Below are 22287 nucleotides of genomic sequence, written 5' to 3' on the forward strand. Positions count from 1 at the left end.
TATGAAGAATCTAAAGTGCAAAGTATATGAGAAAGAACTTATTATTCAAGAATTAACAAAGCAACAGAAAGAAATTACAGAAATACTAAAAATCATAGTGTCTAAGGTAGTGGGAATTTAGGAATTTATAGAAATACTAAAAATCATAGTGTCTAAGGTAGTGGGAATTTAGGAATTTTGTTGCACAAGGAGGTTATTTCCTCCCTTTTTTTATCCTTTAAGAGGCTTGTAAGGTGTATTTTACCACTTTTTATAAATAAGAGGTCTAGCTCTTTCGCAATTTTGTCAAAGAGTCTGTTTGTCTTTTTTGCTCCTATTTTGCCAATAAGCTTCTCTTGGATAGTTTCTATCAACCTTGTATAAAGGGAAATTATCTCCTCCTTTAATTTCTCATTTAGCTCCTTTTCTGTGTATATCATTTTATCATTACTCCCTTTTTTGTTATCTCAAACTCCTTAATCTCCTTTTTATGTTCTGAGCCTCGCATCTTAAGAAGGGTAATCATCCTTTTAACAATATCACCTTCTTTTTGATAACTTAAGAGGATGAGGTTGTCTGTAATAAAAGAGATCCCACAGGCAGATACCTTCTCCTTTTCAAACAACTCAATTGTCTCATAGGTAAGCATAGATGTTATCCCTCTGGATTTGAAGAAATTAACCAGAGAATAGATATGATCACGGAAATGGATGCTTGAAAGGGAAGAAAGCTCAATATCACGAAGGGAATCAATAACTACCCTTTTTATCCCCCTTGCTTCTATCTCCTCCTTTACCAAGAAGCCATGCTCATCAAGGTCAATCTCAACCGGTGAGGCATATAAGAGAAAGAGCTTTTTCTCCTTAATCATTTTTTCTAGGTTAAAACCAAATCCTTTAGCAATCATTTTCAACTGGTCGGGTGGCTCCTGGAATGAGACTAAAAGCACTGTTTCTTGTTGCTTTATCCCTTCCATCAGAAAATTAAGGGAGAATGTTGTCTTTCCTGTGCCTGATGTTCCTGCAATTAGGGTAGAAGAGCCAATTAAAGCTCCACCCTCCATTAGGCTATCAAGCCCTGATATTCCTGTAGAAACCCTTTTTTCAGACAAAGAGAAGGAGAGCGTAGGCGGTGTCTTAATCCGAGGAAATACCGAGATGCCAGAAGATGAGATAGAAAGGGAATGATTGCCCTCAAAATAACCAACCCCCCGCATCTTGATTATGCTTATTGTCCTTCTGGTTGTTCTTGCACCAACTATGGAGTCAAAACAGATAATCCCATCTGCAATGGCAAACATAGGGTCATTTTCTAATGCCTCCTTGCTGTATTCTCCTATTAAGAAAGAGGTGCATCGCCATGCGATTAGCTCTACACAAAGGCTATAGGCAAATCTGCGGAAAGAGCCTGGGGATTCAGCCAGTTCACTGATTGCCTTAAATGAGTCTATTGCTATAATCTTAGCATTAAACTTCTCAATGGAGTTTATTATGGTTTCAATGCCAGAAGATAACCCTTTTTTATGAATGATTGAGCCAATGTCTACATAGGTTATCAAGCCTTCTTGTATCTTTTTCTCATCAAAGTAGTCAAATGCCTGTTGATAACGGATAACCTTGGCTGTTGGTTCTGAAAGTGTGGTGAAATAGATACATTTTGTCTTATCACAGGCGTTGTTATAAAGGATTTGTTGAGAGAAAATAGTTTTTCCTGAGCCTGGACAGCCACTAATGATATTTACTGAGTAGATGGGTATTCCGCCATCTAATATTTTCTCATCCAAAGTAATGATTCCTGTCTTTATCCGTTCAATCATTTTGGTCTATATACCTTTGTTTTTAGCTCAATCTTAAGGCTAAAGACATCAAAGAGGTCTTCTTCCCTTTTTTCAAGGTCAAAAGATATATTCAAATCTCCTTTCTTAATTGTCCTTGTTGGGCTTAAACTCTTTCTTTGTTCTTTTCGTACCTTTAGCCATTCATTGATTGCCCTCTTTTCAAACCGCCAAGTGCGTCCAATTTTAACAGCAGGAATTTCCCCTGCCTGCAAGAGCTTATATAAGGTCATCTCATGCACCTTAAGATAAGATGCTAATTCATCTGTCGTAAGAAGCTCGTTTATCATTTTATCATATTTTAACATAATCTTTTTAGTCTGTCAAAGGAAATTTTCACTTTATGAAAAATCAAAAAGAATTATCTTTTTATGGGATATTTTTGTATAATATCTTTAAAAAATGATAAAAACCCGTTTTGCTCCAGCACCAACAGGATATCTCCATCTTGGAGGGGCAAGGACAGCCCTCTTTAGCTGGCTTTATGCAAGGAAAAATGGTGGAAAATTTGTCCTTCGCATTGAGGATACTGATTTTAAAAGGGAGAGAGAGGATGCGGTTTCTGGAATCCTTGAAGGGCTAAAATGGCTTGGGATAGATTGGGATGAAGGTCCTTATTTCCAAAGCAAAAGGCTAAATATATATCAAGAATATGCAAATATCCTTCTTGGAAAACAAAAGGCATATTATTGTTTTTGCACAAAGACAGAGCTTGAGACAAGGAGATATGAGGCAGCTAAATTAGGCATTCCACCAGGATATGATGGAAAGTGTAGAAGCCTTACAAGAGAAGAAAGGAGCATTTTAGAAAAGAAAAGAAAACCAAGCATAAGATTTTCTATTCCTGATTGTAAAATTGCATTTTCTGACCTTATCCGTGGGGAGCTTGAGTTTGATAGCAAGACGATATCTGATTTTATTATCCTACGCTCTGATGGGATTCCAACCTACAATTTTGCCTGTGTTATAGACGATAGCCTTATGGAAATAAGCGATGTAGTAAGGGGAGAAGACCATATCTCAAATACACCAAAGCAAATCTTGCTCTATAATGCCCTTGGCTTTAAAATCCCACAATTTGCTCATCTTCCCCTTATCTTTGGCCCTGATAAAACCCCTTTGTCAAAAAGGCATGGGGCAATGGATGTTCTCTCTTATAGAGAAATGGGTTTCTTACCAAGTGCAATGATAAACTATATCTCCCTCCTTGGCTTTTCAACCGAGGATAGTAAGCAGATAATGAGCAAGGATGAACTTATTTCTTTGTTTTCTTTTTCAAGGGTTCAAAAATCTGGTGCAATATTTGATATGGATAAGCTCCTCTGGATGAATGGAGAGTATATAAAAGTAGAGAAAAAAGAGACCCTCCTTGAGCTTGCAAAAGATATTATTGGTGAAAAACCAAAAAAATGGCAGAGCGCGATTATTGAGCTTTATAGAGAGAGGATAAAGACAATATCAGACCTTAAAAGAGAGGCAGATTTCTTCTTAAAAGAGGAGATAGAGATAGATAAAGAGGCAGAAGAGGCAATATTAAAAAAACCGGGTGTTTCTGAAAACCTAAAGGCTTCTTTAGATGTCTTAAAAACCCTTGAGCCTTTTACAAAAGAAACAACAGAAAATGCTCTGCGAGACCTTGCAAAAAGCCTTAATGTTAAAACAAAGGACATATTTCATCCTCTCCGTGTTGTTGCAACAGGAAGGTCTGTCTCTCCCCCCCTTTTTGATACCCTTTCCCTACTTGGAAAAAAGCTGGTATTAAAAAGGCTTAATTCCTATCTGGCTAAACAAGGTGCGATGTATCATTAAAGGTTATAAGGGTAAAAAATGGATTTGTCATATTGACAATTGTAATAGAGCCATTTGATGTGGGAATGCTCCATACCTTATTAAGGTTCATTTCCAGAAAATGTGCAAGAAAAATCCCTATAACACCAGAATGGGTAAAAATAAGCCCTTTTTTTTCCTTTTTATTCTTCATAAGCTCATTGAAGAAGGAAATAACCCTATCCCTAAATTCAAAGAGGCTTTCTCCATTTTCTGGTGTAATTTCAGATGTTTTTTCAAACCAGCTTCTAAATTCGCCACTTTCTTTAAATAGCTTTTTAGCTGAAATACCCTCCCAAACACCAAGGTTTATCTCAGAAAGCCTTTTATCCCTTTCTATTTTATACCTTCCATCAAAGCTAATTTTTGCTGTATCATAAGCCCTTCTTAAATGGCTTGAATAGACAAAATCAAAGGAAATCCCAGAAAGCCTATTTTTTAGTAATTCTGCTTGCTTTTTTCCCTTTTCAGAAAGGCAAGGGTTACTTTGTCCCTGAACCCTATCATCCCTATTCCATGTTGATTCGCCGTGTCTTATAAGATATAGCTCCATTTCTTTAGAAGTAGGAAGTAGGAAGTAAAATAAAAAAACTTACTTCCCATTTCCATCCTCATCAGGGTTGTCTAAAGGAAGAATTTTCGGCATTAAATCTATTTGTTCAACAATTGGTATTTTTTCTTATTATGAATTATGAAACCCCTACCATCTAATTTGTCAATTTTTGATTTATCTGTAGCTTCAACTTTTGTTAAATCGCTTCTAGTTCTTAAGAATATCTTCCATCTATGAATTTCTCTCTGGAATCCTTTCAAACAAATTTCCAAAAAGCCTAATCAATTCTTTATGCCTCTCCTCTGATAGCATAAGGGCTTCTTCATGGAGCCTAAGCACTTCTTTGTGACTTTCCTCTGCCCTTTTATCCATTCTTTCAAGAATGTTTCCTAAACTACTTATCATTTCACCTATTTCTCTAACCCCCTCTTTAATATATTTTCCATTGAAATAGGCAGCTATAGCAATACATCCTCCAATGAATGTAGCAATAAATCCAACAGCAGCTATTATATCCATCTTTTAATTTATTTTAGAATTTTAGAATTCCTTAAAAGTTTTGTCAACTGTTGATTGTTTGGATTCTTGAACCCACTTGCCCAGGCACCAATATAGCATTTTCTCTTTATTTTGTTGGAAAGATTTGTCAATTTTTATTTTCATCAGGGTTGTCTAAAAGGAGAATTTTCGGCATCTTTTCTACTTGTTTAACAATTGGCATTTCTTTAGTAACACTAATACCCAAGTCTTTAAATTTGCGAATAGATGGCAAAACCCTTGCTTCCAAAGAGCTTATTCCATTGTTGTATGCTGTGATTGCCTTTGTAAGAGAAGAGCCAATGTCGTTAAAATACCCTGTAAAGGTATTCATCCTCTCATATAATTGCCTGCCAAGCTCACTTATCACTTGGGCATTCTTTGTTAGTTGCTCCTCCCTCCATCCATAGTTTATGGCTTTAAGAAGGGCTATTAAGGTGGTTGGCGTAGTAAGAATAATTCCTTTCTGGATACCATCCTCTATGAGGGATCTATCTATCTCTAAAGCTGCACTAAAGAATGATTCACCTGGAAGGAATAGCACAACAAAGTCAAGGGAATTAGAAAACTGGCTCCAGTAATCCTTTGATGACAGCCTAGCTATATGAATCCTTATCTGCTCTGAATGTTTTTTCATCTTAAGCCTTCTTTCTTGTTCTGTTTGGGCACTTATAGCATCAAGGTATGCCTCCAAAGAGACCTTTGCATCAACAACAATCTCCCTGCCCATTGGTAGATGCACTATCATATCTGGCCTTAATTTTCCAGATTCTGTAGAAACAGAGACCTGCTCTGTAAAATCGCAATGTTCAGACATACCAGAAAGCTCTGCTATACGCCTTAATGTAATCTCGCCCCATCTGCCTCTTATCTCAGGCCTTCTCAAGGCAGAAACGAGGTTGCTGGTTTCTCTTTGTAATTGTTCATGGGTTAACGCAAGGGTTTTAAGCTGTTCTTCAAGGCTTCCATATGCCTTATGCCTGCTCTCCTCTATAAGCCTTATCCCTTCTTCATATCTTTTTAATACCTCCTGCAATGGTTTTATATGCTCACCGAGCTTTCCGTTTGTATCAGCCACAACCTTGCCGAGGTGTTCTGATGCAAGCCTTAAAAAATCTTCGCTACTACTCTTTAAGGCTGCTGATGAAAGGGCATTAAATGTATCTTTCATTTCTAGTTTCATATTTTCAATAAGTGCCTTTTGTTCTTCCAATCTCTTTTCAGCCTCTTCACGCCTTGTTGATGCTTCTACCCTTGATTGCCTTTCTATATCAAGCTCATTTCTAAGCTTATCTATCTCGGCATCTTTATCTTTGATTTGATTATTCCTCTCTTCAACTATTATCTTAAAAGATGCAAGTTCCTTTTCAAGCCCATTAATCTTATTCTGGCTATGTGATTTTGCTAAAAGGAAGCAAAAAGCTCCACCAATTACCAGACCAATTAAGCCAATGACGAGGAAATAGATGTTTATCATCTTGTTATATGGGCGATCACATCTATTTCTACTTTGATAGAAGATGGAAGCCTTGCTGCTTGAATGGTTGTGCGAGCAGGTCTTGGTTCTTTAAAGTATTCCTTATATACCTCATTCATTTCCTCAAAGTCATCCATATTGGCAAGAAATACATTAGCCTTAAGGACATTGTCTAAAGATGAACCAGATGCCTCAAGGATGGCTTTGATATTTTCCAATGTTAGGGTAGTCTCCTCCTTTATATCTGAATAAATAATTTCTCCTGTTTCCAGGTGTACAGGCCCTTGACCTGAAACAAAGATAAGGTCATTGTAGGCAATAGCCTGGGAATATGGTCCCTTTGTCCCCCTGCCTCCTTTAACCGAGATGGCCTTTTTCATTGCCTTAAAGATATTTTATCAAAAATTCTACCCTGTTCTTAATGAAATAGAAAGCCCTTTTTGCAATACTTTTAGTGTATTGTCCCTTATTTTCTCAATCTCATCCATTGTTAATGTCTTATCATCTGCCTGATAGGTAATTCTGTATGTTATGGATTTATGGTTGGCTGGGATATTTCCTCCTTTATAAATATCATAGAGAAATACATCCTTTACAAGGGATTTACCCTCCTTTTTTATTATTTCTTCTACATTTTCCGATTTTATACCCTCTGGCACAAGGAGGCAAATATCTATCTCTATCTTTGGGTATTTTGAAAATTCCTTAAAAACCTTTTTCTTGTGAGATGAAATTATAATGCCAAGATTAAGCTCAAAAAGAAATAGGGGCTTTTTACAACCATAGTATTCTCCAATTTCTGGCAACAAAACACCTGCAATTCCACATATTTTATCATTATAAACAATGTTTAAGCCTTGCTTTGTAAATGGAATATTGCTGGTCTTAAAATTGCAATCTATTCCAAGCTCTAAAAATAGCCTCTTAATTACACCAAGAATATCAAAGAAAGTAAAATCCCTTTTTTTATCCATCCAATTTAATCCTTTTGTTCCTGTCATAATGCCAGAAAGGCTTGTCCATTCTCTTTGTTTCTCAAAGACCTTCCCAATCTGGAATATTGAAAGGTTTTCCTGGTCTCTTGAAATGTTTGTCTTTGCTATCTCAAGGAGCCCGGGGATAAGGCTTGGTGTCATTATTGAGGTTTCCGTTGATAAAGGTGAGGCTAAAGAGACAATATTACCTAAAGGAATCTTTAGCCTTTCAAGGCATTCATTGCTTGTAAAGCTATAGGCTATAACCTCATCCATTCCACAACCTAGCATTATCTCCCTTATCTTTCTTGTCATTATAAAATTTTTGTTTATGTGGGGAATAATAGGAGAAATGGGCATTGTCTCTTTTATTCTACCATATTGGTAAATCCTTGCTATCTCTTCTATCAGGTCTATCTCCCTGGTTATTTCACCCCTGAATGAGGGAACCATTACCATATCATCTTCTATTCCAAAGCCAAGCCTTTCTAATATATCTTTCATCTCCTCTCCTTTAAGGCTTGTTCCAAGAACCTTATTTACCCTTTTTTCTCTTAATTTTATCTTTAAAGCTGGACAGGGGTTTGGGTATATGTCGGATATGGGCCCTATTTTTGCTTCGGGAATAAGGGAAAAGATTAGGCTTGCCGCCCTATTTTGTGCCTTAATTAAGCCATCTGGGTCTACCATCCTTTCAAACCTATAAGATGATTCTGTTATAATTCCAAGTTTCTTTGATACCCTTCTTATTGCAATGGGAGAAAAATACGCAACCTCAAGGAGAACTGTTTTTGTCTCATTGCTTACAGATGTTTCTTCGCCTCCAATAATTCCTCCAATTGCAATGGGCTTTTTGGAATCTGCAATAACAACAGCCCCTTCAACATCGTATTCCCTTTCATCAAGGCAGAGGAGCTTCTCTCCCTTTTTCCCCTGCCTTACAAAAATCCCTCCTTCTAGCTTATCGTAATCAAAAGAGTGCATTGGGTGGCCAAGCTCAAGAAGAACATAATTTGTAATATCAACGATATTGTTTATTGGACGAATTCCACAATTTATAAGACGCTCCTTTAGCCAGGGAGGCGATTCACAAACCTTGATATTGCTAATTATCCTTCCTGTATACCTTGGGCAAAGCAAGGGTTCTTCAATGGTTATCTCTGGGATAAGAGCAAGGTTTTCTTCTAAAACAGGAATCTCTAAAGGTATTAAAGGTCTTTTTGTAAATGCAGAAATATCCCTTGCCAAACCAATGATTGACAAAGCATCATGCCTACTTACAGGAATCTCAAGGTCAATTATTGTGTCATCCTTAACCCCTTCTACACTTGCTACCTCAAAACCAAGGTTTATAAGAATATCTGCCAATTCCTCTAAACCCGGAACATCTGTAAAGCAAGAAAGCCAATTATAGGATACCTTCATTTTTTATATCGGTCCAGGGCTCTTCAAATCTATTAAGAATTTCATCCATCTCAAGGGCTCTGGAGAATTCCTTAAGCCAATTTCGGATATAATCTACATCAAGCCTCTTTCCTTGACGAATGATTATACCCTCTATATCAGCCAAATCTTGGGCCCTTCCAGCTACTGCCTTATGAATAATAAGATCCTCTGCACTACATATTCTAACAAAACCTTTATTTAAAGGGCAATCTATTGCCCTTTTTATTGCTTCTTCTTCATATCCAGGAATACCAAGTGAAATATCTATTTCTATTTCATCTCTGCTCCAAACCAGGCATACGCGATTTTTGATGGCAAAATCTAATGCATCGGAAATCCTTCCTGAAAAATGGGATAATATCTTCTCTATAACCCTTTTTTCTTCCCCAAAGTTAACCAGAATACAAATATCTATATCCTTTGTAAATCTTGGCTCACCCCAATTTTGAAGGGCAATACCACCAATGATTACATAGGGTATATCCTCCTTTGTAAAGAAATTATGTATTTCCAATAAAGCATTAAATTGCCTATCTTCCATCCATTTTATTAAATCTTTTTCTTCTTTCAATAAGAAATAAGATTTTTTTGTTTTCTAAATCTTTAATTCCTTCTTTATTAAAGTCTTCATATATCTTGCAAAGATGTTCATACTCTAAAAGGGAATCCTTACAAGTTAAAGAACAAAGCCTTTTTTTCTTCTCCTCTAATATTGCCCTATTGGCATTTTTATAGCCTTTAATAAAACTTAATACATCTTCTTTTTTCATATCTCAATCCCCTTATGCTTCTTTACATATTCAACCAGACCACCATCTCCAAGGATTTTTTTCATAAATGGAGAAAGGGGGACAAATTCTATTCTTTTACCTGTTCTTTTGTTTTCAATAAAGCCATCTCCATCAATTGTAAGATAATCTCCATCCTCTATATTTGATGTATCGCATTCAATGACAAGAAGCCCTAAATTTATTGCATTCCTAAAGAAGATTCTTGCAAAGGATTTTGCTAAAACAGCCTTAATTCCAGCCATTTTTATAATGGTTGGTGCATGCTCCCTTGATGAACCACAGCCAAAATTCTTTCCCCCTACAATAAAATCTCCGGCCTTTATTTTATCTATAAATCCAGGCATTGCATCCTCCATAAGATGCTTGGCAAGCTCAGGTAGGTTTGAGCGAAGATGAAAAAACCTTCCTGGGATTACTAAATCCGTTGAAACATCATCACCAAATTTATGGCTATAGCCAGATATTTTCATTTTACAATTTAAAATTTAAAATTTGCAATTTAAAATTCATAATATCTCCCTTGGGTCTGTTATAACCCCATATAGAGCCGAAGCAGCTGCTGTTGCTGGAGAGGATAAATAAATCTCTGAATTCGGGTTTCCCATCCTTCCTTTAAAATTCCTATTTGCTGTTGACAAACACCTTTCACCATCACCCAATATCCCTTGATGAATTCCAACACAAGGACCACATCCCGGGGGAAGGATAACAGCACCTGCTTCAATAAGAATTTCGATTATTCCCTCTTTCAATGCAGAAAGGTAGACATTTTTTGATGCAGGGCAAATTAAAAGCCTTGTCTTTGCCTTTTTTCCCTTAAGAATAGATGCAACAATCCTTAAATCAAAAATCCTTCCATTTGTGCAGGTTCCAATAAAAACCTGGTCTATCTTTAAACCACTTTTTTTACTTATGGGAACAACATTATCAACGCTATGGGGAAGGCTAATATAAGGAACAAGGGAAGAAGCATCTATTTTTATTTTTTCTACATATTCTGCATCATTGTCTGGCTCTAATGGTGAATAATCATTCTCCCTTCCCTGCTTTTTCAAAAATTCCCTTGTCTTCTCATCAGATGGAAATAATCCAGCCTTTGCCCCACATTCAATTGCCATATTTGATATGGTAAGCCTTTCTTCCATATCCAATTCACATCCTCTAAACTCAAGGGCTTTGTATGATGCACCATCTGCCCCTATTTTTCCTATAAGGTAAAGAATTAAATCCTTTGCATAAACACCCTTTGGAAATTTTCCTTCAATTTCAACCAATATTGTTTCACAAACCTTAAGGTATGTCTTTCCTAGCCCAAGAATAACAGCAAGGTCAGAAGAGCCCATCCCTGTTGCAAAAGCATCTAATGCCCCCAGGGTGCAGGTATGGGAATCAGAGCCAATAACAATATCAGCTGGTTTTACAAAATCCTCTGCCATTATCTGATGACACACACCTTCTCCAATATCAGATAACACAATATTATTCTCTTTTGCAAAATCCCTTAATAGCTTATGGTCGTTTGAAAGGGATAAATTGGGAGAGGGAGATGAATGGTCAATAAAGATAATGGACCTCTTTGGAGGGGATATTTTCTCTATTTCAAGCTCCTTTAATCTTTTTATTGCAAGTGGCCCTGTTCCATCCTGAAGGAAGCAAGCATCAACATCTACAATAATAATCTCTCCCTCCTTTACAGGCTTTCCTGCTTTTTTTGAAATTATTTTCTGAGTTAATGTCATTTCATTATTAATGGAAATTTTTGCGGATACTCTATAATTTCAACTGTAAGATCAACATCTAAATCAGGCCAATAAAAATGCCCTGGCTGTGATTCTTCTACATTGAAGATTTTGCTAACAGGCACATCTTTAAACCAGGGAAAATCTTCGTATGCCATAAATAATTCTTTATCTGTAGCTAAAAGCCATATTCCATAAGCAGAGATATGTGTAACTTCAGCTTTTCTGGTATCCTTTCCAAGCGTTTTTAAAGTCATCATAATGCACCTTAATAATATTTTCTATTTCCCTTAACTGCATATGTGATAAATTATAATTTTTTGCTAATTCTATCTTAGGCTCTAACCAAAACTTTACTTCTCCATCAGCACATATGACATGAATATGCATCCTGCTTTCCTCTCTAGAGAAGAAAAAGAATCGATAGCCTTCTTCTTTCAGAATGGTCGGGCTCATTTTTTAAATTCTAATTCTTCCATTACAATCCTATGTATTTCTTCTTTGCTTTTTCTTCCATCAAGAACCTTTATTTTTTTGTCATTCTTTGCTTCCAAAAGATAACCCTCCCTTACCTTTTTATGGAATGATATATCCTCTTTTTCAAACCTATTATCCCTCCTAACCCTTTTTAATCCTTTTTCTGGCTCTATATCAAGAAGAAAAACAATATCCGGGATAATACATCCATCATTCAATTTTTTAACAAGCTCAATGTCTATTCCATAACCATATCCTTCGTATGCAATTGTTGAAAGGAAGTATCTATCGCAAATAACAATTTTCCCTTCAGCTAAAGCAGGCTTAATGACTTCGTTTATATGAATTATTCTATCTGCAAGAAACAGATGAAGGGCTGCCATTTTTGGTGTTTTTCCATCAAAGACCATTTCCTTTATCCATTCTACATAAGGTTCTTTTGTAGCAATAGAGGGAATTTTTAAAGCATCTTTTAGCATGCTTACCTGGGATGATTTTCCTGCCCCTTCCCCTCCTTCAAACACTATAAACATCAAGCTCTTTGCTCTTTATCCAATCAAAGCCTTCGTCTGGGGTTATGGTGGCAATTTCTATTTCTCCACCACAGGTTTGGGGCATTGGAAGAAATTTTTGGGCTTCTATTGTTGTTCTGACAAGAAATTCCACATAGTCAATGCCATCCTGAAGGGAGAAAAATTGGTAATTTGGAAGGGGTATGGGATTTTCTGGGTTATCCTCCCATAGCCTCTGTATTATCCTTCCGTCTCCTCCAAATGTGCAGCCATATCCACCCTCAAAGACAGGTTCAATAACAGATTTTTGTCCAATCTTTAAGGTATATGTCTTCGGAGTTGCAAGGTCATCTTCATCATATCCTGCAATTTGAAAACCCAAAGGGTATTCATCCTCTGGTATTTGGGAAAGGTCAACAATTTCACAGGTAAGCTCCCTTCTAAAATAGACCTCAAGCTTTTCTGCTATTTCTTTTATTTCTTCCTCGCCTGTAAGGGTCTTTTCAAAATCAAAAATATGGCTTTGAATACTCCTTTTTGTAATAAAGCTTACACCAAATGAGAGGACGCCAATTTTTTCATTAAGGCAGAATAGCTTATTTATGGTTTTTGAAACCGCAAATGTGGTTGGAGGAGGAGGAATTAGCCTTGAGCAGGATATTTTTCCAAGGCATTCTGGGCATTGAACAAATTCCTCCTGGGGGATAGGAATAGCCTTTACAGTAGCAAGGCTATCGCATCCTAATACAATCCCCTCTGAAATCCTTAAGCTAATTGTTATGCTCATAATTTTTTAATCATTAAAGCTGTTGATATTGCCCAAAATATAAAAGAAATCCCCATTATTATTAAGGAAACAAGGTCTTTTCTCTCCTTTTTTCTTTTGTATTTAATAGAAAAATTTATAATCTCAACAAGAAGGAGACATCCGACAATTGCCATCAAGAAAATGGCGATGTTCATATTTTTTCAAGGACAACTGTAAGATGGGATGTTTTTTTAAGAATCCTGCCTGACCTTCCCCTTGCACAATATTTTATCCTCTTCATCATTGGCCCATTATTTGCCCATACTTCTTTTATCCAGACATCCTTAAGCTCTAAAAGGGGAGACCTTATTCTGCAATTTGCAAATGCGCTTCCTAATGCTTTATGGATAAAATAGGATGCCCTCTTTGGCGTCATCTGCAAGATATTCTCTGCCTCATCACCCCTTTTTCCCTTTATAAGGGAAATAACCTGACGAAGCTTTGATGAAGAAATTCTAATATATTTTGATATAGCCTTTCCTTGCATAAAAATATTTTAACTCTTATCCTTCTTTTTTGTCAAGAATTTGAAATTCCCTCCTTGTAAGGAAAGCTATTGTTTTTATATAATTTCCTTATATGCAGCTTGGAATAGATATTGGTGCTACAAAAACAAGGATAGGAGAGATAGATGAGGCAAGGATAATAAAGGCATATCAGGAAAAAACAGAAAAAGAGAAGATTGCAAGCCAAATTATAAGCCTTATAAATAGATCTGATATATCAAAGATAAAGGCAATAGGCATAGCTATAGCTGGACAAATAAAGGATGGAATTATTCTTTCTTCGCCAAACATAGGAATAAAGAACCTTAACCTTTATAAAATCCTAAAAGAACATTTTAATATTCCCTGCATCATTGAGAATGATTGTAATTGCCAAACAATGGGAGAATATATCTATGGAGCAGGGAAGGGAATAAAGACTTTGATTGGAATATTTATAGGAACAGGGATTGGAGGTGGAATAATTATAGATGGAAGGCTTATAAAAGGCTCTGAGATTGGACACATCGTAATTGATATAAATGGTGCAAAATGTGGATGTGGAAGGAAGGGTTGTTTTGAGGCGATTGCATCTGGGATTGCATTGGAAAGGTATGCAAAGGAGGCTGGTTTTAAAGAAGGCTCTGCCTCTTTCATTGAAAAGGAAGCAAGGGCTGGAAATAAAAAGGCAGGGGATTTAATAGAAAATCTTGGGAATTTTATTGGCATTGGAACAACAAACCTTATAAATATCTTAAACCCCGATGCTGTAATCTTGGGAGGTGGTGTAATTGAAGGATGCTCAGGGCTTGTTGAAATTGTAAGGCAATTTGTCAAAAAAGGGGCATTGTTTCCCTGTATTATTAAAAAGGCAAGTTTAGGGTCTAATTCTGGAATAATTGGTTCTGCTTTCCTTGCAAAAAAATGCTTGCAAATTTAAATGGCTAGTAGTAAAATAAAAATTAGAGGCGAGGAGAGATGAAGAAATGTCTTTTGTTTGGGCTTCTAGCAAATCTTTGTTTTGCGGGAGGGTATGAGTTTGGAGGGTTAGGTGCAAGGCCAATTGGAATGGGAGGGGCATTTATTGGTTTGGCAGATGATTGGTCTGCTATCTATTGGAACCCGGCTGGGCTTTGTTCTCTTTCAGAAAGAGGGGCTGGTTCTTATCTTGAGTATGCATCCATTAAGGGAAAGGATGGAAATTCAGTGAAGAATGCTTTACCAGAATTGTTTGCTTATTCTTGGGAAAAAGCAAGCTTTAATAAAAAAGATATAAAGACCTCTGCCCTTCTTCCCTCTTTTGGCTTTTGGCAGAAGCTTTCTGGTTGGACACTGGGTGAAGGTCTCTATATTCCCAATGGAAATGCCATTGATTGGGAGGATACAATAAACGATGGCACAGGCACAGCAAAGGCAGAATATCATACAATGCTTTTTGTCTCTGTAGGAAACCTCTCCTTGGCAAAGGAAATAAACGATAATCTTTCCATTGGTTGTGGCTTAAACCTTCTTTATGGCAAACTTGAACTTGAAGCAAAGAAGGATTATAGTGCTCCTCCACCTTTTGACTACAGCCTTTCATCCAAGATGGAGGGAGATGGATGTGGCCTTGAAGGGGTAATTGGATTTTTGTTGAAGGCATCAGATAAGATTTCCATTGGAGGAGTTTTAAGAAGCGGAAGCATCTTGGAGCTTAAAGGAGAGGGAGAAGGGAGTTTTCAATCAGCAATATTGCCAGGAACAGGAAGTGAAAAAAGCAAATATACCCAAAGATTCTCATATCCCTTAACCTGTGGTTTAGGAATAGCTTATAGATTAACCCCAAAGATAACCATAACCTCTGATTGGGCAAGGACAGGATGGAATTCTATGGAAGAGGATGTAGACTTTGAGCTGGATACAGGCTCAGGAACAAGCAAGCTTCTTATGGATAGGGATAAAAGCCTTAATTGGAGCAATACAGATAGATTTAGGGTTGGCATTGAGTATAACCTAAACAACAATTGGACATTAAGGACAGGATTTTACTCTGACCCATCTCCTGTTCCAAAGGATGGCGTTGACATAACCAAGATTATAGATGTAAATGTTAGGTTTATAACATTGGGCGCAAGTTATAAAAGAAATGATTTTGGGATTGATTTTTGCTATGCTAACGCATCTGGCAAGGAGACACTTGAAGGTATAGAATACGAAGAAAAGGGGACAGCGATTGGAATTTCTGGTAGCTATAAATTTTAAATGACTTGAATTCTGTGGCAGATGCTTTTAAAGAGATGATAATAAAAAGGGGAAAAATAATCTATGAAAGAAAACCTTGAGCTTGCCATAAAAATTTTAAAACGAGGTAAGTAATTATGGGTAAGGTGATTGAGAAGGTTAGAATGTGGAATGTGTGGGAAGAAGAGCAAATAAAAGAGGGCAGGTCTTTGCCCCTTGAGGTAGAGGCTATCATTGACACCGGCGCTACTCAGGTCTTACTACCTATTGATTTAGTCAAGCGTCTGGGTCTTAAGTTCTCAGGAAGAACAAAGGTCCGGTATGCCGATGGAAGGATAGAAGAGAAAGATGTGGCCCTTGGGCTAAGGATTGAGATCCTTGGACGAGATACTATATCCAGAGTTATCATCGAAAAAGAGGGTGCAAAACCCTTGCTTGGTCAGATTGTCCTTGAGGATACTGACCTTCTTGTAGACTGCAAAACAGGTAAAGTTATTCCCAATCCTGCATCCCCTGATATGCCACTCTTAGAGGAGCTTTAGAAATCAAGAATTTTGTTGCAAATTTGAGTGATTAAGGGTAAAATAAAATTAGTAACCAGATGATTATTGACTTAAGCTTGCCACTTTCTCCCATTGGCCCTGAGCATGATCAGCCAAAGATAGGTTATACAGACCACAAAAAGGGTGCATTCCTTCTTGGTCTGGCTGGTTTGCTTTATAAAAAAGAGGGTGTCTTAAAAAGGCTATTTCTTTGGCTTATTGGAAAATATAGGATAAAAGCAAATGAATGGCCAGAGGGATTAGGACTTGCCTTTGAGGAGGTAAAGATGGACACCCACGCAGGAACGCATCTTGATGCACCCTGGCACTTTGGACCAAATACAGAGGGAAAGCCATCAAAGACAATTGACGAGATTCCTTTAGAATGGTGCTTTTCTGATGGTGTTGTCTTAGATTTAAGGCACAAAGAGCCTGGCTCTCTCATTATGCCCAAAGACATTGAAGATAGCCTAAATAAAATAAACTATGAAATCAAGCCATATGACATTGTTCTTATTATGACCGGGGCTGATAAGCTCCATCCAGATAAAAGATACCTTAAAGATTATCCTGGGATGAGCAGGGAGGCAACATTGTATTTGATAGAAAAGGGGGTAAAAATTATTGGGACAGATTCGGTTGGATTTGACAGGGGATGGGGTGTAATGTTCTCTGAGTATATAGAAAAGAGGGATAAGAATCTTCTTTGGCCCGCACACTTTGCCGGAAGAGAAAGGGAATATTGCCACATAGAAAAGATGGCAAATTTTGATAAGATTCCAAAACCCTTTGGCTTTAAGATCGCCTGCTTTCCCATAAGGATAGAAAAAGCATCGGCTGGTTGGTGCCGGGCTGTGGCAATAATATGAATTTTGAGCTTAAAAGATATTTCTGGGATGTTGAAATTAAGGAATTGAAAGATTTTCCAATTTTTGTTATGGAAAGGCTCCTTGAGTATGGTGATAGAAACGCAATTTCTTATCTACTTTCTAATTTTTCAAAAGAAAGGATTAAGAAGGTGGTTAAAGAAACAAGGAGGATTTCCAGAAAAAGCGCTAATTTCTGGGCATTCTATCTTAATATTCCAAAGAAGGAGGTTAAATGTTTAAAGAGGTCTTTCCAGAGAAACAATCGCAAAATCTGGAAATATTAGTAAAAAAGAGGGTAATCTCGGGCTTTTACCTAGCGGGAGGAACAGGAGCAAGCCTTCAGCTAGGCCATAGAATATCCTTTGACTTAGACCTATTTACAAACAAGCCCTTCAATTGCGATAATGTGATTAGAAAACTTAAAGATTTAGGGGATTTCTTTTTGGATATAAAGGATGAAGAAACAATAATTGGCTTATTTAAAGGAACGTGGTTATATAGATTCTATTATGACAACAAAGATTAACTCAAATTATGACCAAATCATTGGACAGATTATACGAATGATTGAGAAAGTGGATAAATGGTTAATTAGACAAAGATGATATTTTCCTTTTCTCTTTTTCTCCAATTCTCCGTTTCACAAAGAGGGGGTGAATAATTACGAAAGGGATTGAATGGAAGGAGATAAAGGCATTTTTTGAAGAGAAGGTAAGGGTTTATTTTAATGAAGGTAGAAAATAGAATTGTTGTTAACAGCACAAGGGATAAGGTATTCTCTTTAGTCTCTGACTTTGAGGCTTGGCCTAGTTTTATCCCTGCATATAAAGAGGTTAAAATAGTGGAAAGAAAAGAGAACAAAATGATTATAGAAAGAAAAGGAGAGATTAAAGGAAAGCAAGTATTTTGGAGGTCAGAGGTTGAGATATTCCCCCAAAATCTTATTAAGGCAAAGCAGACTAAAGGTCCAATTCCAAATATGGAGATTATATGGCAATTTGAAGAAAAAGAGAAAAAGACAGAGATTGTTCTTATCCATAAATTTAGGCATAAAATCCTTATAATCGGCGATTTAATAGCAGGGATATTTGTCAAAAAAATGGCAGATGAAACCCTTAAGGCAATAAAAAAGAGGGTTGAAAATGGCTAATGATTCATCAGAGCTTTTTAGGTTTTTAAGTCATTTTGAGGAGGTCTCTCAATTTTGCCTAAAAAGCCTTGGCTGTAAACTCCACATCATATTTTCTGATGGAGAGGGTTTGAAACAAAAGGAGGATGCAAATCCTTTATGCCAATACCTAACCTCTACAATAGATGGACAAACAAGGTGTTTTTCCTCATACAAGAGGGGATGCTTTTTAAAAGAAGAATCCCCTCCATTCATATTTACCTGCCCCTTAGGCCTTATAAACCTCATATTCCCTTTGGCGGTTAAAACAAAACCCTCTTGCTATATTATGGTTGGTCCAATCTTTGTTAAGGAGAAAAGGGAATTGCTCTTAAAATATGCCAAAGAAATAGGCATTGAAAGGAAAAAAATAGAGCAGGGGCTTTTATCCTTAAAGACAATAACAGAATTAGAGCTTTCTTCCCTCTTTTCCCTATCAAGGTTTGTTATAGCCCCCTTAATTCATGAGATAAAGGAAAACTATGAGCTATTCTTAAGGGCAGGTGAATTTATAAAAAGGGAGGAGCTTATAAGGATAGATAACATAACAGGCTTACACAATAGACTATACCTTATCAACAGGCTACCAGAAGAAATGAGCAGGGCAACAAGGAAAAAGGAGGACTTGTCTTTAATCCTCTTTCGCTTTGACCAATTTCAATCAATGATAGACATCCATGGTGAAAAGATAAGGGATACAGTACTTAAGGAAACAGCGGAGATATTGCTTAAATTTACAAGAAAAGAGGATGTCTTGGTAAGGGGAAGGGATGATGAATTTCTTCTTTTATTATTCGCTACAGACCAAAATCAGGCTATGGTTCTTGGAAAAATGATTATAGAAAGAAAGGGAGAGATTAAAGGAAAGCCTGTATTTTGGAGGTCAGAGGTTGAGATATTCCCCCAAAATCTTATCAAGGCAAAGCAGACCAAAGGGCCAATTCCAAATATGGAGATAGAATGGCAATTTGAAGAAAAAGAGAAAAAGACAGAGATTGTTCTTATCCATAAATTTAGGCATAAAATCCTTATAATCGGCGATTTAATAGCAGGGATATTTGTCAAAAAAATGGCAGATGAAACCCTTAAGGCAATAAAAAAGAGGGTTGAAAATGGCTAATGATTCATCAGAGCTTTTTAGGTTTTTAAGTCATTTTGAGGAGGTCTCTCAATTTTGCCTAAAAAGCCTTGGCTGTAAACTCCACATCATATTTTCTGATGGAGAGGGTTTGAAACAAAAGGAGGATGCAAATCCTTTATGCCAATACCTAACCTCTACAATAGATGGACAAACAAGGTGTTTTTCCTCATACAAGAGGGGATGCTTTTTAAAAGAAGAATCCCCTCCATTCATATTTACCTGCCCCTTAGGCCTTATAAACCTCATATTCCCTTTGGCGGTTAAAACAAAACCCTCTTGCTATATTATGGTTGGTCCAATCTTTGTTAAGGAGAAAAGGGAATTGCTCTTAAAATATGCCAAAGAAATAGGCATTGAAAGGAAAAAAATAGAGCAGGGGCTTTTATCCTTAAAGACAATAACAGAATTAGAGCTTTCTTCCCTCTTTTCCCTATCAAGGTTTGTTATAGCCCCCTTAATTCATGAGATAAAGGAAAACTATGAGCTATTCTTAAGGGCAGGTGAATTTATAAAAAGGGAGGAGCTTATAAGGATAGATAACATAACAGGCTTACACAATAGACTATACCTTATCAACAGGCTACCAGAAGAAATGAGCAGGGCAACAAGGAAAAAGGAGGACTTGTCTTTAATCCTCTTTCGCTTTGACCAATTTCAATCAATGATAGACATCCATGGTGAAAAGATAAGGGATACAGTACTTAAGGAAACAGCGGAGATATTGCTTAAATTTACAAGAAAAGAGGATGTCTTAGTAAGGGGAAGGGATGATGAATTTCTTCTTTTATTATTCGCTACAGACCAAAATCAGGCTATGGTTCTTGGAAAAAGGATAGAAAAGCATATAAATGAACATTCTTTTTGCAAAAAGCTAGGTTTGGAACTCTCCCTTACAATATCCTGTGGAATAGCCCAGTTTGAAAAGGGAGAAGGTGCTGAAGGGCTTATTGAAAAGGTAGAAAAAGCCCTTTTTTCTGCAAAGGCACATGGTGGAAGAAAAATCTTGCTTTTTCCAAAGATAAAGGAGGAGGAGCCAAAGAGGTGTGTTATTACAGGAATTGGCATTGTTACGCCAATTGGCACAGAAAAAGATGCCTTTTGGTCTGCATTATCTTGTGGCAAATCTGGCATAAGCAGGATAACCCAATTTGATGTATCCAATATGCCTATTAAAATAGCTGGTGAGATAAAGGATTTTGACCCATCCTTATATATGGATAGAAAGGAGGTAAAAAGAAGCGATAGGGCAACACAGCTTGCAATTGCTGCAACAAAAGGGGCAATTAAAGATGCCTTGCTTTCTTTAGAAAAGGAAAATAAAGATAAGATCTCTGTAATCATTGGTGCGGGTGTAGGAGGTCTTGCCTTTGCCGAGGAGCAGGTGGCAAGATTTCTTAAAGAAGGACCAGAGAAGATAAGCCCATTTCTTTCCATTATTACCTTCTCGGGTGCTCTTTCTTCAATGGTTTCATTGGCAATAGATGTTAAAGGGCCATCTATTACAGTTTCCACTGGATGCCCGGCAGGAACCGATGCCATTGGCTATGGATTTGAGGCAATAAGGAATGATGAGGCAGAGATAGTTATTGCCGGTGGAGCAGAGGCACCAATCAGGCCTGTGGTTATTCATTCATTCTATGCAATGAATGCTTTATCATTAAGGAATGATGAGCCAGAGAAGGCATCAAGGCCATTTGATGCAAAGAGGGATGGGTTTGTTATAGCAGAGGGAGCAGGGATAGTTATATTAGAAGAGCTTAACCATGCATTGAATAGGGGTGCCAATATCTATGGTGAAATATTATCCTATGCCAGCACAAATGATGCCTATCATATGACCGCACCTGCACCAGATGGAAAAGCAGCATCAAAGTGCTTCAGGCTTGCTTTGGAAAATGCAAATGTAAAGCCAGAAAATATAGATTACATAAACCCCCATGGCTCATCTACTCCATTGAATGACAAAACAGAGACAATGGTAATAAAGGATGTTTTTGGTGAATATGCCTATAAAATTCCAGTTTCATCAACAAAATCAATGCTTGGCCATTCAATTGGTGCAACAGGCGCTATTGAGGCAATTATTTGTGCTTTGGCAATTAAAAATAGCTTTATTCCACCAACCATAAACTATGAATATCAAGATCCAGAATGCGACTTAGATTATGTGCCAAATATAGGAAGAAGGGCAGATGTAAATATAGCCTTTACCAACTCATTTGGCTTTGGAGGAAAGAATTCGGCATTGGTGATTGGGAAATATAGCAAATGAAAATGTAATTTAAAGGAGTTTTTTGAAACTTTCGGGAGTAAGATTTACAGTATAAAGGATTGATTTTAATGTTCGACGGTCAACTTCGGGGTGCTCTGGGACGGTTACCGGTAAGCGGTTCGGGTGATATAACCGAATATGACTTCCCTTTTGTTTTCGTATATAATACCCAATTTTTTGAAGCGCCTTTACTACTTCCCTACCAGAAACAAGGGGCAATTTCTCGCTCATACAGCGATGGCAATCTCTTCCACCCAAACCCTATCTTGCGGGATAAACTCTTTGTCCTCCTTATAACACTCAAGACAAAGCTCAATTGCCTCTTTTATGTTTTTCAATGCCTCTTCTTTTGTTCTACCTTGAGAGACACAACCAGGAATTGCAGGGCATTCGGCAACAATATATCCATCTTCGCCTTCTGTAAGAAAAATTTTGTAGTTCATTATTTTTATAATTATAATTTATCCAAAATGAAAAAAGCAAAATGTAATTTTTAGATAGGAGGTGATAAAATGAGTGTGCCAAGCAAAGCGTATTGGTTCTTGTTGGTGAAAGTCCAACTTGGGCAAAGGTTAGCCACTAGCCCAATACTTAATTCCACATTTAGGGAGGTAACAAACTAAATGATGCTGGAAG

General features: G+C 37.1%; 30 protein-coding genes. 10 read left to right on the forward strand and 20 right to left on the reverse strand.

Translation table 11 applies throughout. The features are described from left to right. Positions 1-152 precede the first annotated feature (152 nt). From AB1630_02520 to AB1630_02530, 3 genes are read right to left on the reverse strand one after another with little or no spacing between them, the layout of a single operon-like run. Entirely contained in the window at positions 153-419 is a 267-nt protein-coding gene (locus AB1630_02520; GenBank protein MEW6102686.1) for a hypothetical protein, read from the reverse strand. Next, positions 416-1795: an ATPase domain-containing protein gene (locus AB1630_02525; protein ID MEW6102687.1), complete on the reverse strand. Its 1380-nt coding sequence runs from the start codon at positions 1793-1795 to the stop codon at positions 416-418. The genes AB1630_02520 and AB1630_02525 overlap by 4 nt, the downstream gene beginning before the upstream one ends. After that, positions 1792-2121 carry a helix-turn-helix domain-containing protein gene (locus tag AB1630_02530; protein MEW6102688.1) on the reverse strand — a complete coding sequence of 110 codons (330 nt, stop codon included), beginning with the start codon at positions 2119-2121 and terminating at the stop codon, positions 1792-1794. Before AB1630_02530 ends, AB1630_02525 begins: the two co-directional genes overlap by 4 nt. A gap of 94 nt (positions 2122-2215) precedes the next feature. Between AB1630_02530 and gltX the strand changes: the two genes are divergently transcribed. Next, positions 2216-3622: a glutamate--tRNA ligase gene (gene gltX / locus AB1630_02535; GenBank protein MEW6102689.1), complete on the forward strand. Its 1407-nt coding sequence runs from the start codon at positions 2216-2218 to the stop codon at positions 3620-3622. Here the strand turns inward: gltX and AB1630_02540 are convergent. From AB1630_02540 to rplV, 15 genes are all read right to left on the reverse strand, one after another. Further along, positions 3597-4193, reverse strand: coding sequence for a histidine phosphatase family protein (locus AB1630_02540; GenBank protein MEW6102690.1), 597 nt, complete (start codon positions 4191-4193; stop codon positions 3597-3599). The genes gltX and AB1630_02540 overlap by 26 nt on opposite strands. Positions 4194-4424: 231 nt before the next feature. Then, complete coding sequence (locus tag AB1630_02545) at positions 4425-4712, reverse strand: hypothetical protein (GenBank protein MEW6102691.1); 288 nt, start codon at positions 4710-4712, stop codon at positions 4425-4427. 127 nt (positions 4713-4839) lie between these two features. After that, a complete protein-coding gene (gene rmuC, locus AB1630_02550; protein ID MEW6102692.1) occupies positions 4840-6207 on the reverse strand; it encodes a DNA recombination protein RmuC in 1368 nt (455 codons plus the stop codon). Further along, a complete protein-coding gene (locus tag AB1630_02555) occupies positions 6204-6587 on the reverse strand; it encodes a Rid family detoxifying hydrolase (protein ID MEW6102693.1) in 384 nt (127 codons plus the stop codon). The genes rmuC and AB1630_02555 overlap by 4 nt, the downstream gene beginning before the upstream one ends. Positions 6588-6614: 27 nt before the next feature. Continuing rightward, the gene (pheT, locus tag AB1630_02560) at positions 6615-8606 is read right to left on the reverse strand and encodes a phenylalanine--tRNA ligase subunit beta (GenBank protein MEW6102694.1); all 1992 of its coding nucleotides are present in this window, start codon (positions 8604-8606) and stop codon (positions 6615-6617) included. Further along, positions 8590-9168 (reverse strand): nucleotidyl transferase AbiEii/AbiGii toxin family protein, encoded by a 579-nt coding sequence (locus AB1630_02565; protein MEW6102695.1) that lies wholly within the window; start codon positions 9166-9168, stop codon positions 8590-8592. Before AB1630_02565 ends, pheT begins: the two co-directional genes overlap by 17 nt. Next, complete coding sequence (locus AB1630_02570) at positions 9158-9397, reverse strand: hypothetical protein (protein ID MEW6102696.1); 240 nt, start codon at positions 9395-9397, stop codon at positions 9158-9160. The genes AB1630_02565 and AB1630_02570 overlap by 11 nt, the downstream gene beginning before the upstream one ends. Next, the gene (locus AB1630_02575) at positions 9394-9888 is read right to left on the reverse strand and encodes a 3-isopropylmalate dehydratase small subunit (GenBank protein ID MEW6102697.1); all 495 of its coding nucleotides are present in this window, start codon (positions 9886-9888) and stop codon (positions 9394-9396) included. Before AB1630_02575 ends, AB1630_02570 begins: the two co-directional genes overlap by 4 nt. Positions 9889-9924: 36 nt before the next feature. After that, the gene (locus tag AB1630_02580) at positions 9925-11157 is read right to left on the reverse strand and encodes a 3-isopropylmalate dehydratase large subunit (protein MEW6102698.1); all 1233 of its coding nucleotides are present in this window, start codon (positions 11155-11157) and stop codon (positions 9925-9927) included. Next, complete coding sequence (locus AB1630_02585) at positions 11154-11414, reverse strand: DUF2442 domain-containing protein (protein MEW6102699.1); 261 nt, start codon at positions 11412-11414, stop codon at positions 11154-11156. Before AB1630_02585 ends, AB1630_02580 begins: the two co-directional genes overlap by 4 nt. Beyond that, the gene (locus AB1630_02590) at positions 11374-11613 is read right to left on the reverse strand and encodes a DUF4160 domain-containing protein (GenBank protein MEW6102700.1); all 240 of its coding nucleotides are present in this window, start codon (positions 11611-11613) and stop codon (positions 11374-11376) included. The genes AB1630_02585 and AB1630_02590 overlap by 41 nt, the downstream gene beginning before the upstream one ends. Next, on the reverse strand, positions 11610-12167 hold the full coding sequence (gene tmk / locus AB1630_02595) for a dTMP kinase (GenBank protein ID MEW6102701.1): 558 nt from the start codon (positions 12165-12167) through the stop codon (positions 11610-11612). The genes AB1630_02590 and tmk overlap by 4 nt, the downstream gene beginning before the upstream one ends. After that, a complete protein-coding gene (locus AB1630_02600; protein ID MEW6102702.1) occupies positions 12151-12933 on the reverse strand; it encodes a hypothetical protein in 783 nt (260 codons plus the stop codon). Before AB1630_02600 ends, tmk begins: the two co-directional genes overlap by 17 nt. Continuing rightward, positions 12930-13109 carry a hypothetical protein gene (locus AB1630_02605; GenBank protein ID MEW6102703.1) on the reverse strand — a complete coding sequence of 60 codons (180 nt, stop codon included), beginning with the start codon at positions 13107-13109 and terminating at the stop codon, positions 12930-12932. The genes AB1630_02600 and AB1630_02605 overlap by 4 nt, the downstream gene beginning before the upstream one ends. Continuing rightward, on the reverse strand, positions 13106-13441 hold the full coding sequence (gene rplV / locus AB1630_02610; GenBank protein ID MEW6102704.1) for a 50S ribosomal protein L22: 336 nt from the start codon (positions 13439-13441) through the stop codon (positions 13106-13108). The genes AB1630_02605 and rplV overlap by 4 nt, the downstream gene beginning before the upstream one ends. A 92-nt stretch (positions 13442-13533) precedes the next feature. On the opposite strand from rplV, the gene AB1630_02615 reads away from it, so the two are divergent. The 9 genes from AB1630_02615 (at position 13534) to fabF (ending at position 21651) form a co-directional block, all read left to right on the forward strand. Then, positions 13534-14379 carry an ROK family protein gene (locus AB1630_02615; protein ID MEW6102705.1) on the forward strand — a complete coding sequence of 282 codons (846 nt, stop codon included), beginning with the start codon at positions 13534-13536 and terminating at the stop codon, positions 14377-14379. A 38-nt stretch (positions 14380-14417) separates the two neighbouring features. Further along, positions 14418-15680, forward strand: a complete 1263-nt coding sequence (locus AB1630_02620) for an outer membrane protein transport protein (protein ID MEW6102706.1) — start codon at positions 14418-14420, stop codon at positions 15678-15680. A gap of 116 nt (positions 15681-15796) precedes the next feature. Then, positions 15797-16201 carry a retroviral-like aspartic protease family protein gene (locus tag AB1630_02625; GenBank protein MEW6102707.1) on the forward strand — a complete coding sequence of 135 codons (405 nt, stop codon included), beginning with the start codon at positions 15797-15799 and terminating at the stop codon, positions 16199-16201. A 59-nt stretch (positions 16202-16260) separates the two neighbouring features. Beyond that, the gene (locus AB1630_02630) at positions 16261-17070 is read left to right on the forward strand and encodes a cyclase family protein (protein ID MEW6102708.1); all 810 of its coding nucleotides are present in this window, start codon (positions 16261-16263) and stop codon (positions 17068-17070) included. Next, the gene (locus AB1630_02635; protein MEW6102709.1) at positions 17067-17354 is read left to right on the forward strand and encodes a hypothetical protein; all 288 of its coding nucleotides are present in this window, start codon (positions 17067-17069) and stop codon (positions 17352-17354) included. Before AB1630_02630 ends, AB1630_02635 begins: the two co-directional genes overlap by 4 nt. Beyond that, positions 17303-17596, forward strand: a complete 294-nt coding sequence (locus AB1630_02640; protein MEW6102710.1) for a hypothetical protein — start codon at positions 17303-17305, stop codon at positions 17594-17596. The genes AB1630_02635 and AB1630_02640 overlap by 52 nt, the downstream gene beginning before the upstream one ends. A gap of 201 nt (positions 17597-17797) precedes the next feature. Then, positions 17798-18220: an SRPBCC family protein gene (locus AB1630_02645; GenBank protein MEW6102711.1), complete on the forward strand. Its 423-nt coding sequence runs from the start codon at positions 17798-17800 to the stop codon at positions 18218-18220. Continuing rightward, entirely contained in the window at positions 18213-19358 is a 1146-nt protein-coding gene (locus AB1630_02650) for a diguanylate cyclase (GenBank protein MEW6102712.1), read from the forward strand. Before AB1630_02645 ends, AB1630_02650 begins: the two co-directional genes overlap by 8 nt. Next, positions 19351-21651: a beta-ketoacyl-ACP synthase II gene (gene fabF, locus AB1630_02655; protein MEW6102713.1), complete on the forward strand. Its 2301-nt coding sequence runs from the start codon at positions 19351-19353 to the stop codon at positions 21649-21651. Before AB1630_02650 ends, fabF begins: the two co-directional genes overlap by 8 nt. Positions 21652-21660: 9 nt before the next feature. Here fabF and AB1630_02660 read toward each other — a convergent pair whose 3' ends face one another. Next, positions 21661-21882: a type II toxin-antitoxin system HicA family toxin gene (locus tag AB1630_02660; protein ID MEW6102714.1), complete on the reverse strand. Its 222-nt coding sequence runs from the start codon at positions 21880-21882 to the stop codon at positions 21661-21663. Continuing rightward, positions 21879-22094, reverse strand: coding sequence for a type II toxin-antitoxin system HicB family antitoxin (locus AB1630_02665; protein MEW6102715.1), 216 nt, complete (start codon positions 22092-22094; stop codon positions 21879-21881). Before AB1630_02665 ends, AB1630_02660 begins: the two co-directional genes overlap by 4 nt. Positions 22095-22287: the final 193 nt, after the last annotated feature.

Source organism: bacterium (genome assembly GCA_040753555.1).
GTDB lineage: Bacteria > UBA9089 > UBA9088 > UBA9088 > UBA9088 > JBFLYE01.